Origin of the sequence: Aquabacter sp. L1I39, from assembly GCF_017742835.1 — a bacterium.
Lineage (GTDB): Bacteria > Pseudomonadota > Alphaproteobacteria > Rhizobiales > Xanthobacteraceae > L1I39.
In genome coordinates this window covers 741,120-754,439 of sequence record NZ_CP072392.1, presented here as the reverse complement: position 1 = coordinate 754,439, position 13,320 = coordinate 741,120, and the positions used below count along the sequence as shown (strand labels likewise).

Below are 13,320 nucleotides of genomic sequence, written 5' to 3'. Positions count from 1 at the left end.
CATGCCCATCGCACTCTATGGCAAGCTTCCGGCCAAGCGGGACTTCATCGCCGAGGCGGTCCCGCGGGGCTTTCTCGACACGTTTGAACCCTGGCTGCAAGGCATGCTGGCGGCCAGCCGGTTGCGGCTCGGGACCGAGTGGCAGCGGCTTTTCTATGGGGCGCCGCTCTGGCGCTTCCATCTTGGACCTGGTCATTGCGGGCGGGCCTTGCTGGGTGCGCTCATGCCCTCCGTTGATGGCGTGGGCCGGCCCTTTCCATTGGTGGCCTTCGCTGCCGCCCCCGAGGGATGCACCTTTCCCTCGCCGCTGGCCGATCCCCAGGGACCCTGGTTCGAGGCCCTGGAAGGCTTCCTGCTGTCCACCCTGGACATTGGCGACTTCGCGCGGATCCTGTCTTCACGGGCCGCACTGGACGCGCCGACCCATGTGGATCAGCCGCCACTGCCGGAGGCCGTCACCGCGCTCAGCGGCACCCTGGCCGTGCTCGGGCAGGCCTTTGTGGAGGCGCCTCAGGAAACTGTGGCGCAAGCCGATGCCCATCTGGGGGCGGTCTTCTCCTCCTTCTGGTGGACCGTGGGGGGCGCCGCCTTTCCCGCTGCGGCCCTGTGCGGGCGCACCTTTCCCGACGCGGACACCTTCTCCGGCATGCTGACGGGGGACTGGTCCCTCCGCCCGCGCCCGCCGGATCGCGCCGCCTGAACGCGCGAATGGGAGCGGGCGCCCACGCGGCAGCCCACGCTGCGCCGGCTGCAGCGGGGCCAGTGCCTGCGGCGGGAGAGCCGCGCCCTCCTGCTTTCACCTGGGAGTTTGCGCTGGCACACACTCGGAGCGCTGCGGGGCGGATAGGACTGCACTGTGCGCCCCCTGCGCCATCGCGGGCGGGGCGCCTCCAGAGCAAGGAGCCGCGCCCCATGCCGGCCATCTCCCGCCTGCGGGCCCATGAGGGCCTCGCTTTCCTGTCCTACGGCTTCCGGCCGTTCTTCCTTCTCGCGGCGCTCCAGGCGGGGCTGACGATCCTCGTCTGGATCGGCTTCGTGACCGGGCGGATCGCGGTGCCCACGGCGTTCGCGCCGGTGGACTGGCATGTCCATGAGATGCTGTTCGGCTTCCAGGCAGCGGCCATTGGCGGTTTCCTGTTGACCGCCATTCCCAATTGGACCGGGCGCCTGCCGGTGCGGGGCGCGCCGCTCCTGGGGCTGGTGCTGGCCTGGATCGCCGGGCGGCTGGCGGTGGCCTTTTCGGCCCGTATCGGTTGGGACCTTGCCCTGGCCCTCGACATGGCCTTCCTCATCCTTCTGGCCGCCGCCTGTGTGCGGGAGATCGTGGCGGGCAGGAACTGGCGCAATCTCGGCGTGGTGGTGCTCCTCGGCCTCATCGGGGCGGCCAACCTCGCCTTTCATCTGGAGGCGCACTTTACGGGCGAGGCGGCCTATGCGCGGCGGGGCGCCATTGCCGCCATTCTGGTGCTGGTGTCGCTGATCGGCGGGCGGATCATTCCGAGCTTCACCCGCAACTGGCTCGCCCCAAGCGGGCTGGGACGCCTTCCGGTGCCGTTCGGCGCCTTCGACAAGGCGGTGCTGGGAGCGACGGTTTTGACTTGCCTCGTATGGGTGGCGGCGCCGGCTTCCGCCGTGAGCGGGGGGCTGCTCGCCCTGTGCGCCGGCCTGCATCTGGCGCGGCTGATGCGCTGGGCGGGGGATCGCACCTGGCGCAATCCGCTGCTCGTGATCCTGCACGTGTCCTATCTGTTCGTGCCGCTGGGCTTTGGCCTTGGCGCCGCCGCAAGCCTCGGCTGGGTGCTGCCGGGCGCGGGGCTGCACGCCTGGACAGCCGGCGCCTTCGGCACCCTGACGCTCGCCGTCATGTCGCGGGCGAGCCTTGGACATACGGGCCGCCCGCTCAAGGCAGGCGCCCTGACACAGGCCTGCTATGTCCTGGTGGTGCTGGGAAGCCTTGCGCGCGTGGCATCAGCGCTGAATCTCGGACCGCCGGCGCTTTTGGACGTGGCAGGCCTTGCCTGGTCGCTCGGCTTCCTCGTGTTCGCGGCCGCCTATTGGCCTGTCCTCACCGGCCCCCGTGCGGCGCAGAAAGTACCGAGCGGCCCGGCCGGCTGCTCGGTACCGGCAGCCCGATGACGGGCGCCGGGCCCTCAAGGGGCGGTGTCTTCCACCTGCCGGGCAAGGCCCGACATGTCGGTGAGGACGAGCGTCCGCCGTCCGCCGCGCACCAGGCCCTTGGCTTCCCAGGCGCTCAGAATGCGGGAGACGGTGTGGAGGGTGGTGCCGGTGAGTTCCGCAATGTCGCGGCGGGAGAGGGGAAAGTCGATGCGCACGCCGTCCGCCTCCGGCGCGCCGGCCTGTTCGGCAAGGCGCAGGACGAGATGCGCCACCCGACGCTCCACCGCCGCGGTGGACACGTCGAGAATGCGCGCCCGCGCCTCCTCCAGGCGTTGCCCCATCATGCGCAGGGCGCCCAAGGCGAGGCTGGGGCTGGCGGCGAGGAAGGTCTCCCAGGCGGGTGTCGGCCAGAAGGCCACGAGGCTGTCCACGGCGGCGATCGCCGTGCCGGGATAGTCCGCCCGCCCCAGCGCCTTCACAATGCCGAACAGGTCGCCGGGATGGACGATGCGCACCATGATCTGCGCGCCGGCGGGCGTCACTTGCGTCACCTTCAGCCGGCCGTGGAGCAGCAGGAAGAAGGCGGCGGCGTCCTCGCCCTGGCGGAACACCGTCCCATTGCGCGGCACATGGCGGGTCGCGGCGCCCCGGCACAGGCGGGCGCGATCCTGCACGTCCATCTGCGCGAACAACGGCAGGCCGCTGAGGCGGCTTTGGTCCAATCCCATGGCGGGTCCCTGTCTCGGCTCGGCCGCGTCCCAGGGGCGCCGGCGCATGTGTTGCGGGTCACGCCCCCTTCGGGCGGAAGGCGGCGAGGCGCGCCGGGTCGGTCTCGATGCGGCCGGCGCCGATGAGGTCCAGGCAATAGGGCACGGCGGCGAACACCGCATAGAGGCAGGTGGCGATGGCCGCCGGCTTGCCCGGCAGATTGATGATCAGGGTACGCCCACGCACGCCCGCTTCCTGGCGCGAAAGGATGGCGGTGGGCACCTCCGCAAAGCTCACCAGCCGCATGCGCTCGCCAAAGCCCGGCAGGGGCTTCTCGATCACATCCGCCATGGCCTCCGGAGTGAGGTCGCGGGGCGCGGGGCCGGTGCCGCCGGTGGTGAGGATGAGGTCCAGCCCCTCGTCATCGCACAGATGGCGCAAGGTGGCGGCGACGCTCTCCTGCCCGTCCGGAATGATGAGGCGATGGACCTCCCACGGCGAGGTGATGACGCCCTTGAGCCAGGCTTCGATGGCCGGTCCGCTGAGATCCGCATAGGTGCCCGCGCTGGCGCGATCGGAAATGGTCAGAATGCCGATGCGAACCACGTCAACCTCCAAGAACCGACATATGCCGCGCCAGCGCCGGCGCGCCGCCGCGGCTGATGACGAAATCATGCCCCTTGGGCTTGGCCTTTATGGCACCGGCAATGGCCGCGCGCAGCCCTTCTTCGCCCCGCGCGCGCAGCGGGCCCTTCAGGTCCACCGCGTCCTCCTGGCCGAGGCAGGTGTGCAGCACGCCCGTGGCGCTCACCCGCACGCGATTGCAGCTCTCGCAGAAGGAATGGCTCATGGGGGTGATGAAGCCGATCCGTCCGCCGGTTTCCGCCACCCGCACATAGCGCGCCGGGCCGCCGGTGCGCTCGGACGTGTCGGTGAGGGACAGCCGCGTCTCGATGCGGGCGCGCAGCACGTTGAGGGGCAGATATTGGTCGATGCGGTCGACGCCCACATCGCCGAGCGGCATGGTCTCGATGAAAGTGAGGTCCATGCCCTGGCCATGGGCGAAGGCGATGAGGTTGAAGACTTCCTGCTCCGTGGAGCCGGCCAGCGCCACCGCATTCAGCTTCACCTTGAGCCCCGCCGCGCGGGCGGCGGCGATGCCGTCCAGCACCTGCGCCAGCGATCCGCGCCGGGTGAGGGCGTGGAAGCGGGCGGCATCGAGGGTATCAAGGGAGACATTGAGGCGCCGCACCCCGCACAAGGCCAGCGCCTCGGCGTGGCGGGCGAGCTGGGTGCCGTTGGTGGTGAGGGTGAGTTCCTGCAGTGCGCCGCTGTTCAGATGGCGGGAGAGGCTGGCGATGAGGTCGAGGATGCCCCGCCGCACCAAGGGTTCGCCGCCGGTGAGGCGCAGCTTGGTGACGCCGAGGGCGATGAAGGCGGAGGCCAGCCGGTCCAGCTCTTCGAGCGACAGCACCTGGTCGCGGGGCATGAAGGTCATGTCCTCCCCCATGCAATAGACGCAGCGCAGGTCGCAGCGGTCCGTGACGGACAGGCGCAGATAGCGGATGCGTCGGCCGAACAGATCCACCATGGCGCAGCCGGCGGGGGAGGAAAGGCTGGGATTGGGCATGGCGGTCTCCGGGTCAAAGATCCCGGCCGGCGCGGTCGGGGAGGGCGGCGGAAAAGGCGCCGCAGGTGCAGGCCGGCCCGCAGGGCGCGAGCGCGCCCGCGTCCAGTTCCAGAAAGGCGGCGATGGCATGGAGGCGGCGGGCGCTCAGCGGCTCGCCACCCTCTGGCGCCAGCGCCTCCAGGGCGGGAAGGGCGGCGCAATCGGCGGCGCAGGAAACGGTCGACCCAAGGTCCCGCAGCAGCCCGTCGCCGATGCCGTAGATCCAGCCGTGAAGGGTAAGGGGCGCGTTTCGCGCCCAGGCGGCGCGCAAGACCGGGGTGGCGGCGAGGCGGCGCATCTGGAGCGCCACATTCAACTCGCACAGCCGGTCCAGGCGGGCGGAGGCATCACGCAGGGTGTCGAGAGCGGCGCGATGGCGGGCATAAAGCTCCACGATGGGCGCGAGCCAATGGTCCACCAGCCCGCCGCCGCCCGCGCCCTGGCCATTCTCGATGACCCGCCGCACTCCGCCGCAGCCATAATGGCCGCACACGATGATGTGGCGCACCGCCAGCACGTCCACGGCAAATTCCAGCACCGCCAGGAGGTTCATGTCGCTGGAATGGACGACATTGGCGATGTTGCGGTGGACGAAGATCTCGCCGGGATCAAGACCCACCACGTCATTGGCCGGCACCCGGCTGTCGGAGCAGCCCACCCACAGGAAGCGGGGCGCCTGCTGCTCGGCGAGGCGACGGAAGAAGGTGGGGTCCGCCGCATGCTTGGCATTGGCCCAGGCGAGATTGTTGTCGAACAATTCGTCCAGCACCGTGTCCGGCCGGCGGGGGCGCGCGTCAGGCCGGCCCATGGGCACGGCCCCCGCAGCCACCCGCGCCGCCGCATCCGCAGCCGCCCTCGGCTGCGGCCTGCGCCCCTTCGGCTGCCTCTTCCGCATCCTGGCGAATGGACCAGTCGACCATGGTGCGCAGGCAGGTGGCGGCGGGGTCCGCGCCCTTTTCCAGCGCCGTCATCAAGGCAAGCCAATCCTCGTCGGAGGCGTCCGCGCTGAAACGGGCGCAGGCGGAGGCGGCATATGCTCCGGCGCTCTCGCCATAAGGCGCGCCCGCCTCCCCGGCCCGCCGGGAAAGGGTGATGTCGCCCAGCCCGAACAGGATCTCCGCCGCGAAGCGGTCATCCTGGAGCTGCTTGAGAAGGGTTCCCAGAAGCATGGCGGGCTCCCTATTGCACGAGGGGCGAGGCCGCCCCCTCCAGCGTGACGCCCCGGATGTCGGCGCGGCCGATGAGCAGGCTGAGATATTGCCGGGTGGCCACATGCCAGGCGGTCAACTCCAGATGGCCGGCAATGGCTGCCTCCGCCATCTCGAAGGGCAGGTCCCGCCCCTCGATGCGGTGGGCGAGGACGACGAGATGGAAGCCGTAGCGGCTTTCCACGGGGGCGGGATGCACGGCGCCCGGAACCATCTGCGCCAACGCCGCCTCGAACTCGGCCACCGTCTGGCCACGGCCGATCTGGCCGAGGCTCCCGCCCACCTCCCGGGACGGGCAGGCGGAATGGGCCCGCGCCATGTCGGCGAAGGCGGCGCGGCCCGCCAGGATGTCCGCGAGGATCGCCTCGGCCTGCGCACGCGCAGCGGCGCGGCCGGCCATGTCGTCGGGCGCGGCGGGGAGGAGGATGTGGGCCACTTCATAGAGGTCGCCCGAGCGGAAGCTGGCGCGGTTGCGCTCGAAATGGCGCCGGCAGGTTGCGGTGTCGGCAGTGGGCACTTTCACCTCCTGGGCCAGCAAGGCGCGGATGGTGGCCTCCTCATCGGTCTCGCGGGAGCCGTCCCCATGGCGGGCGGGCTCTGCCGCGATGCCCAGGCGCGCGGCCTCGGCGAGCAGCAGCTCGCGCACCACCAGCGCGCGGGCGGCTGCGTGCCAGGCCTCCGCCGGCGTGCGGGCCTCATGGTTCTGGATCTCCCGCGCGATCTCGGCGCGGGAGATGAGGACGCCGTTCACCGACACTTCCTCGGTGCGGGCGGCGCGGACGGGGCGCGGCATGCGGGGGCTGATGATCTCAGTCATGACGCTCACTCCGCAGGACGGCGCGCGGGCTGCGTCGCCGGGCGGGCGGCCGCGATGGGGTGGCCCGCGACGACCGGCCCCGCGCGGCGCAAAGGCCGGCGGGTCCGCACCACCTGGTAGCCGGTGCGGCCGAGGTACCAGACCGGGGCGCTCCACACATGGACGAGGCGGGTGAAGGGGAAGACGAGGAAGATCGTCATGCCCAAAAGGAGGTGCGCCTTGAAGACGAGGTCCACGTCCGCCACATAGGCGGCCGCCGACGGCTGGAGGGTGAGGATGCCCTGCGCCCAGTTCATGAACTTCACCATCTCATGCCCATCCATGTGGTGGAGCGAGAGGAGGATGGTGGACAGGCCGAGGGTGAGCTGCGCCCACAGGATGAGCAGGATGGCCGTGTCGCCGAAACTGGAAGTGGCGCGGATGCGCGGATCGAACAGCCGGCGGTGGGCAAGCAGGCAAATGCCGATGAAGCACGCCACCCCGGCGATGCCGCCCACCGTGATCGCGAGCCCCTGCTTGAAGGAATGGGAGATGCCAAGCGCATCGAACACCCAGATGGGGGTGAGCAGCCCGCCCGCATGGCCGAGGAAGATGACCAGGATGCCCACATGGAAGAGATTGGATCCCCATCGCAATTGCCGCTTGCGCAGCAATTGCGATGAGCCGGTCTTCCAGGTGTATTGCTCCCGGTCGAACCGCATCAGGCTGCCCACCAGGAAGATGGTGAGGCACAGATAGGGGTACCAGCCGAACAAGGCGGCGTTGATGGCGTTTGACATGTCCGGCCTCCTTCAGGCGGCGGAATGGCGCACGTCCCGCTGGGCGGCGCGCAATTGGGTGCGGAAGCGGTCCACGGAGCAGCCGCCCATGGCGTCGCCCGGGCCGAAGGTGACGGCGGTCTCCTCCCATTCCTTGTCGAGGGCGGCGAGCTCATCGGCGGGCGAGGGCAGGGCCTCGGCGGGCGTGGTGGAGACAAGGTGCGCCGTGCCGGCAAGGCTGCGCAATGCGGTGATGACAGCCGCATAGGCGGTGGCGCGCGCCGTCAGGCGCTCTTCAAGGCCGGCGAGGATGTGGTCCACGTCGATGAGGAGGCCATCCGCCTCGGCGCGGGGGCGGGTGGCGGCATATTCCAGGAACAGCGGCAGGAAGTCCGGCAACTCGTTGGCCGCCATGAGGAGCCCGCCTTGCTCATAGAGCGCGGCGAGATCCACCATGGCCTGGCCCCGGTCCCGGCTCTCGCCGTGCACATGCTCGAACAGATGCAGGCTGAGGCGGCGGGTGCGGTCGAAGAGGGCCACATACTCCTCTTCGAGCGCATAGAGGTCCGCCGTCGCCAGCCTCTCCAGCAGCGGGGCGAGGGCGTCAAGCTGCGCGGTGCCGAGCCGACCCTCCCCCCGCAGCGCGGCCGAAAGCTCCGGCACCGCCGCGATGAGGGCGGGCTGGGGATAGGTGAGGAGGGCGGACAGGGTGCGTAAGGTCAGATCGTGCGGGGTCGCGGTGGTCATGGCCTTCACTCCACTTCCATGGGGGTGCGGGCTTTGCGGGCCGGGCTGCCGAAGAGGTTGAGATCGCTCTCCCCGCCCGAGCAGCCATTGCCGAAGGAAAAGCCGCAGGAACCCCGCAGGTCGAACGTGTCCTCCCCCATTTCGCGGTGGGCGGTGGGGATGACGAAGCGGTCCTCGTAATTGGCGATGGCCATCACCTGGTACATGTCCTCAATGGCCGCGCCGGTGAGGCCCACACGCGTTGCGATCGCTTCGTCGAGGCGCCCGTCCACGGTCTTGGCCCGCATGAAGGCGCGCATGGCCAGCATGCGCTCCAGCGCCCGGGCGACCGGCTCCTCATTCCCGGCGGTCAAGAGATTGGCGAGGTATTTCAGCGGGATGCGGAGCGAGCGCACATCCGGCATGTCGCCGTCCATGCCCATCTTGCCGGCCGCGGCGGCGGACTGGATGGGGGAGAGCGGCGGCACGTACCAGACCATGGGCAAGGTGCGGTATTCGGGATGGAGGGGGAAGGCCACCTTCCACTCCATGGCCATCTTCCAGATGGGCGAATGGCGCGCCGCCTCGATCCAAGCGTCGGGCACGCCATCCGCGCGGGCCTGCGCCACCACGGCGGGGTCCTTCGGGTCCAGGAAGAGGTCGAGCTGGGCCTGGTAGAGCTTCCTCTCGTCCTTGACGCTGGCGGCCTCCTCAATGCGGTCCGCATCATAAAGCAGCACGCCGAGATAGCGGATGCGCCCGACGCAGGTTTCCGAGCACACGGTCGGCTGTCCCGCCTCGATGCGCGGATAGCAGAAGATGCACTTCTCGGATTTTCCCGAAGACCAATTGTAGTAGATCTTCTTATAGGGGCAGCCCGAGACGCACATGCGCCAGCCCCGGCACTTCTCCTGGTCGATGAGGACGATGCCGTCCTCCTCCCGCTTATAGATGGCGCCCGAAGGGCAGGCGGCGGCGCAGGTGGGGTTGAGGCAGTGCTCACACAGGCGCGGCAGGTACATCATGAAGGTGTTCTCAAACTGGCCGTAGATGTCGGCCTGCACACCCTCGAAATTCACATCCTTCCGGCGCTTGGCGAATTCGCCGCCCAGGATCTCCTCCCAGTTCGGCCCCCATTCGATCTTCTCCATCCGCTCGCCGGAGACGAGGGAGCGCGGGCGCGCGGTGGGGAAGGCCTTGGACTCCTTGGCGTTGTGCAGATGTTCATAGTCGAAGGTGAAGGGCTCGTAATAATCATCGATCTCCGGCAAATCGGGATTGGCGAAGATGTTGGCGAGGATGCGCCACTTCGCCCCCATGCGCGGCTCGATCTTGCCGTTGGCCTTGCGCCGCCAGCCGCCATTCCACTTCTTCTGGTTCTCCCATTCGCGGGGATAGCCGATGCCGGGCTTGGTCTCCACATTGTTGAACCAGGCGTATTCGACGCCCTGCCGGCTGGTCCACACGTTCTTGCAGGTGACGGAGCAGGTGTGACACCCGATGCATTTGTCGAGGTTCAGCACCATGGCGATTTGCGCGCGGATCTTCATTGGGCCGTCTCCTTGGCCGAAGAGGTGGATGCGGCGGGCTGGAGCTCGTCTTCAAGCCAGTCCACCTTGCTCATCTTGCGGATGACGACGAATTCATCGCGGTTGGAGCCGACGGTTCCGTAATAGTTGAAACCGTAGGACTGCTGGGCATAGCCACCGATCATGTGGGTGGGTTTGAGCACCGTGCGCGTCACCGAATTATGGATGCCGCCGCGCTTGCCGGTCTGCTCGGAGCCGGGCGTATTAATGATCTTTTCCTGGGCGTGATACATCATCGCCATGCCCGGCATGACGCGCTGGGAGACCACCGCCCGGGCCGTGAGCGCCCCGTTGGCGTTGAAGACTTCCACCCAGTCATTGTCGACGAGGCCGGCCCTCTTGGCGTCGTCCTCGGAGATCCACACCACCGGCCCGCCCCGGTTGAGGGTGAGCATCAAGAGATTGTCCGTATAGGTGGAGTGGATGCCCCATTTCTGGTGCGGGGTGATGAAGTTGAGGACGATTTCCGTGTGCCCGTTGGGCCGCGCATCCTTGTGCCCGGCGATGGTTTTCAGGTCGACGGGCGGCTTCCAGGTGACGAGTTCCTCGCCGAAAGCCCGCATCCACAGATGATCCTGGTAGAGCTGCTGGCGCCCGGTGAGCGTGCGCCAGGGGATCAGTTCGTGGACATTGGTATAGCCGGCATTGTAGCAGACCTTCTCGCTCTCGATGCCCGACCAGGTGGGGGAGGAGATGATCTTGCGCGGCTGGGCCTGTACGTCGCGATAGCGGATCTTCTCGTCCTCCTTGGGCAGGGCGAGATGGGCATGGTCGCGGCCGGTGTTGCGGGAGAGGGCCTCCCAGGCCTTCACCGCCACTTCGCCATTGGTCTCCGGCGCCAGCATGAGGATGACCTCGGCGGCGTCGATGTCGGTCTCGATCTTGGCCAGCCCCTTGGCCGGGTCCTCGCGATGCACGCCGTTCAGGGCCCGCAGCGCGTCCACCTCATGGCCGGTTTTCCAGGCAATGCCCTTGCCGCCATTGCCGATGGTCTCCATCAGCGGACCGAGGGACGTGAAGCGGGCATAGGTGGCGGGATAGTCGCGGGTGACCACCGTGACGGCCGGCATGGTCTTGCCGGGGATGGGCTCCACCTCGCCGCGCTTCCAGTCCTTCACGTCCATGGCCTGGGCGATCTCGGCCGGGGTGTCGTGCAGGATGGGGGTGAGGACGGTATCCTCCTCCACGCCCAGGACTTCCGGGGCCACCTTGGAGAAGGCGCGGGCGATGCCTTTATAGATGTCCCAGTCGGAGCGGGCCTCCCAGGCCGGGTCCACCGCCGCCGAGAGCGGATGGATGAAGGGATGCATGTCCGAGGTGTTGAGGTCGTTCTTCTCGTACCAGGTGGCAGTGGGAAGGACGATGTCGGAATAGACGCAGGTGGTGGACATGCGGAAGTCCAAAGTCACCAGCAGGTCGAGCTTGCCCTGGGGTGCCTCGTCCCGCCATTCCACCTCCGTGTTGCGCACGGCGCCCTCCGCGCCGAGGTCCTTGCCCATGACGCCGTGCTGGGTGCCCAGCAGGTGTTTGAGGAAATATTCGTGCCCCTTGCCCGATGAGCCCAGAAGATTGGAGCGCCAGATGAACAGGTTACGGGGCCAGTTGTCGGGATGGTCGGGATCGTGGCAGGACAGGTCCAGCGCGCCGCTCTTCAGCGCGGTGGCCACGTAGTCCTTCACCTCCTGACCGGCGGCCTTTGCGCGCTTGGATATGTCGAGCGGGTTTTGCCGCAACTGCGGGGCGGAGGGCAGCCAGCCCATGCGCTCGGCGCGGACATTGTAGTCGATGAAGCTCTGGTCCCAGTCGCCCTTGGGGGCGGTGGGGGAGAGGATCTCGCCGGCGGTCAGGGTCTCGTAGCGCCACTGGTCCGTGTGGGCGTACCAGAAGGAGGTGGCGTTCTGGTGCCGGGGCGGGCGGGACCAGTCGAGGCCGAAGGCCAGCGGCTGCCAGCCGGTCTGCGGGCGCAGCTTCTCCTGGCCCACATAATGGGACCAGCCGCCGCCGGACTGGCCGATGCAGCCGCAGAACACCAGGAGATTGATCACCCCCCGATAGTTCATGTCCATGTGGTACCAATGGTTCATGGCCGCGCCGATGATGACCATGGACCGGCCGTTGGTCTTCTCCGCATTGGTGGCGAATTCACGGGCGACGGTGATGATGGCATCGCGCTTCACGCCCGTGATGCGCTCCGCCCAGGCCGGGGTGAAGGGCACGTCGTCGTCATAGCAGGTGGCGACATTCGCGCCGCCAAAGCCCCGGTCGAGGCCGTAATTGGCCATCATGAGGTCATGGACGGTGGCAACCTTCATCACCGCTCCGTCCGCCCCTTGGATGAGGCGCACCGGCAGATTGCGGGTGAGGACCTCGCCATGATCGGTCGCGACGAAATGCGCGGTGGCCCGCCCGCCAAAATAGGGGAAGTCCACGGCGGCGATCTCGTCCTCGGACCCCGCCAGGGTCAACTTCAGGCGGATGTCGCGGCCCGCGCCGTCCTTCTCCTCCAGGTTCCACTTGGCATTTTCGCCCCAGCGGTGGCCGATGGAGCCGACCGGCGCCACGAGGTCGCCGCTCGCCGCATCGAAGGCCACCGTCTTCCAGTCGGGATTGTTGGCCTCTCCGAGCGCGCCGGGCAGGTCGGAAGCGCGCAGGAGACGTTCCGGCACGAGCCGCCCGTCCCGCTCCGCCAGCCGTACCAGGAAGGGCATGTCGGAATAGCGGCGCAGGTAATCGTCGAAATAAGGCACCTGCCGGTCGAGGTGATATTCCCTGAGGATCACATGGCCCATGGCCAAGGCCAGGGCCGCGTCCGTGCCCTGCTTGGGGTTCAGCCAGATGTCGGCGAACTTGGTGGCCTCGGCATAATCGGGCGTCACCACCGCGCTCTTGGTGCCCTTGTAGCGGACCTCGGTGTAGAAATGGGCATCTGGCGTGCGGGTCTGGGGCACATTGGAGCCCCACACGATGATGAAGCCCGCATTGTACCAGTCGGCGCTTTCCGGCACGTCGGTCTGCTCGCCCCAGGTCTGGGGCGAGGCGGGCGGCAGGTCGCAATACCAGTCATAGAAGGACAGGCACACGCCGCCCAGCAGCGAGAGATAACGCGCCCCCGCCGCATAAGAGACCATGGACATGGCCGGGATCGGCGAGAATCCCGCCACGCGGTCCGGCCCATGCTTGCGGATGGTGTGGGCATTGGCGGCGGCGATGAGCTCGTTCACCTCGTCCCAGGTGGCGCGCACCAGCCCGCCATGACCGCGAATGGAAGTGTAGGCGGCGCGCTTTTCCGCATCCCCCACGATGGAGGCCCAGGCCGCCACGGGCGGCAAGGTCGCCCGCGCCTCCCGCCACAGCTTCAGGAGGCGCCCGCGCACCATGGGATGCTTCACCCGCGCGCCGGAATATAGGTACCAGCTATAGGACGCGCCCCGGGCGCAGCCGCGCGGCTCGTGGTTGGGCAGGTCCGGGCGGGTGCGGGGATAGTCGGTCTGCTGGGTCTCCCAGGTGACGATCCCGCCCTTCACGTAGATCTTCCAGGAGCACGACCCCGTGCAATTCACCCCATGGGTGGAGCGCACGATCTTGTCGTGCTGCCAGCGCTTGCGATAGCCGTCCTCCCAGGAGCGATCCTCGTGGGTGACGATGCCGTGGCCATTGGCGAAGGGCTCCGTGGGCCGGCGGAAAAAGGTCAGGCGATCAAGGAAATGGGACATGGGAATGCCTTCCG

Annotated in this window: 11 protein-coding genes and 1 pseudogene; 2 read left to right on the top strand and 10 right to left on the bottom strand. The window is 68.4% G+C overall.

What is annotated here, in order from left to right:
- The first annotated feature begins 1 nt into the window (after window position 1).
- Window positions 2–700 (top strand): type VI secretion system-associated protein TagF, encoded by a 699-nt coding sequence (gene tagF, locus J5J86_RS03420; RefSeq protein ID WP_209103499.1) that lies wholly within the window; start codon window positions 2–4, stop codon window positions 698–700.
- 212 nt (window positions 701–912) lie between these two features.
- Window positions 913–2,136, top strand: a complete 1,224-nt coding sequence (locus J5J86_RS03415) for an NnrS family protein (RefSeq protein WP_209103498.1) — start codon at window positions 913–915, stop codon at window positions 2,134–2,136.
- 14 nt (window positions 2,137–2,150) lie between these two features.
- Here the strand turns inward: J5J86_RS03415 and J5J86_RS03410 are convergent, their stop codons facing one another.
- The 10 genes and pseudogenes from J5J86_RS03410 to J5J86_RS03365 all read right to left on the bottom strand — a co-directional run bounded on the left by J5J86_RS03410 (window position 2,151) and on the right by J5J86_RS03365 (window position 13,306).
- Entirely contained in the window at window positions 2,151–2,846 is a 696-nt protein-coding gene (locus J5J86_RS03410; RefSeq protein ID WP_209103497.1) for a Crp/Fnr family transcriptional regulator, read from the bottom strand.
- Between the two features lie 58 nt (window positions 2,847–2,904).
- Complete coding sequence (mog, locus tag J5J86_RS03405; RefSeq protein WP_247657989.1) at window positions 2,905–3,432, bottom strand: molybdopterin adenylyltransferase; 528 nt, start codon at window positions 3,430–3,432, stop codon at window positions 2,905–2,907.
- A gap of 1 nt (window position 3,433) precedes the next feature.
- Entirely contained in the window at window positions 3,434–4,456 is a 1,023-nt protein-coding gene (gene moaA / locus J5J86_RS03400; RefSeq protein ID WP_247657987.1) for a GTP 3',8-cyclase MoaA, read from the bottom strand.
- Between the two features lie 223 nt (window positions 4,457–4,679).
- Window positions 4,680–5,303 (bottom strand): annotated as a pseudogene (locus tag J5J86_RS03395) (carbonic anhydrase); the annotation flags it as partial.
- The gene (locus J5J86_RS03390; RefSeq protein ID WP_209103494.1) at window positions 5,290–5,664 is read right to left on the bottom strand and encodes a hypothetical protein; all 375 of its coding nucleotides are present in this window, start codon (window positions 5,662–5,664) and stop codon (window positions 5,290–5,292) included. The pseudogene J5J86_RS03395 and the gene J5J86_RS03390, both read right to left, overlap by 14 nt.
- A 10-nt stretch (window positions 5,665–5,674) precedes the next feature.
- A complete protein-coding gene (locus J5J86_RS03385; RefSeq protein WP_209103493.1) occupies window positions 5,675–6,520 on the bottom strand; it encodes a peptidylprolyl isomerase in 846 nt (281 codons plus the stop codon).
- A gap of 5 nt (window positions 6,521–6,525) precedes the next feature.
- Window positions 6,526–7,299 carry a respiratory nitrate reductase subunit gamma gene (narI, locus tag J5J86_RS03380; RefSeq protein WP_209103492.1) on the bottom strand — a complete coding sequence of 258 codons (774 nt, stop codon included), beginning with the start codon at window positions 7,297–7,299 and terminating at the stop codon, window positions 6,526–6,528.
- A gap of 12 nt (window positions 7,300–7,311) precedes the next feature.
- Entirely contained in the window at window positions 7,312–8,025 is a 714-nt protein-coding gene (gene narJ, locus J5J86_RS03375) for a nitrate reductase molybdenum cofactor assembly chaperone (protein WP_209103491.1), read from the bottom strand.
- 5 nt (window positions 8,026–8,030) lie between these two features.
- A complete protein-coding gene (gene narH, locus J5J86_RS03370) occupies window positions 8,031–9,554 on the bottom strand; it encodes a nitrate reductase subunit beta (RefSeq protein ID WP_209103490.1) in 1,524 nt (507 codons plus the stop codon).
- Window positions 9,551–13,306, bottom strand: coding sequence for a nitrate reductase subunit alpha (locus tag J5J86_RS03365; RefSeq protein ID WP_209103489.1), 3,756 nt, complete (start codon window positions 13,304–13,306; stop codon window positions 9,551–9,553). The genes narH and J5J86_RS03365 overlap by 4 nt, the downstream gene beginning before the upstream one ends.
- Window positions 13,307–13,320 lie beyond the last annotated feature (14 nt).

Excerpts from the sequence above, each read along its gene's own strand:
- tagF (WP_209103499.1), top strand. The coding sequence starts at position 2 with ATGCCCATCGCACTCTATGGCAAGCTTCCGGCCAAGCGGGACTTCATC.
- J5J86_RS03415 (WP_209103498.1), top strand. The coding sequence starts at position 913 with ATGCCGGCCATCTCCCGCCTGCGGGCCCATGAGGGCCTCGCTTTCCTG.
- J5J86_RS03410 (WP_209103497.1), bottom strand. The coding sequence starts at position 2,846 with ATGGGATTGGACCAAAGCCGCCTCAGCGGCCTGCCGTTGTTCGCGCAG.
- moaA (WP_247657987.1), bottom strand. The coding sequence starts at position 4,456 with ATGCCCAATCCCAGCCTTTCCTCCCCCGCCGGCTGCGCCATGGTGGAT.
- J5J86_RS03390 (WP_209103494.1), bottom strand. The coding sequence starts at position 5,664 with ATGCTTCTGGGAACCCTTCTCAAGCAGCTCCAGGATGACCGCTTCGCG.
- J5J86_RS03385 (WP_209103493.1), bottom strand. The coding sequence starts at position 6,520 with ATGACTGAGATCATCAGCCCCCGCATGCCGCGCCCCGTCCGCGCCGCC.
- narI (WP_209103492.1), bottom strand. The coding sequence starts at position 7,299 with ATGTCAAACGCCATCAACGCCGCCTTGTTCGGCTGGTACCCCTATCTG.
- narJ (WP_209103491.1), bottom strand. The coding sequence starts at position 8,025 with ATGACCACCGCGACCCCGCACGATCTGACCTTACGCACCCTGTCCGCC.
- narH (WP_209103490.1), bottom strand. The coding sequence starts at position 9,554 with ATGAAGATCCGCGCGCAAATCGCCATGGTGCTGAACCTCGACAAATGC.
- J5J86_RS03365 (WP_209103489.1), bottom strand. The coding sequence starts at position 13,306 with ATGTCCCATTTCCTTGATCGCCTGACCTTTTTCCGCCGGCCCACGGAG.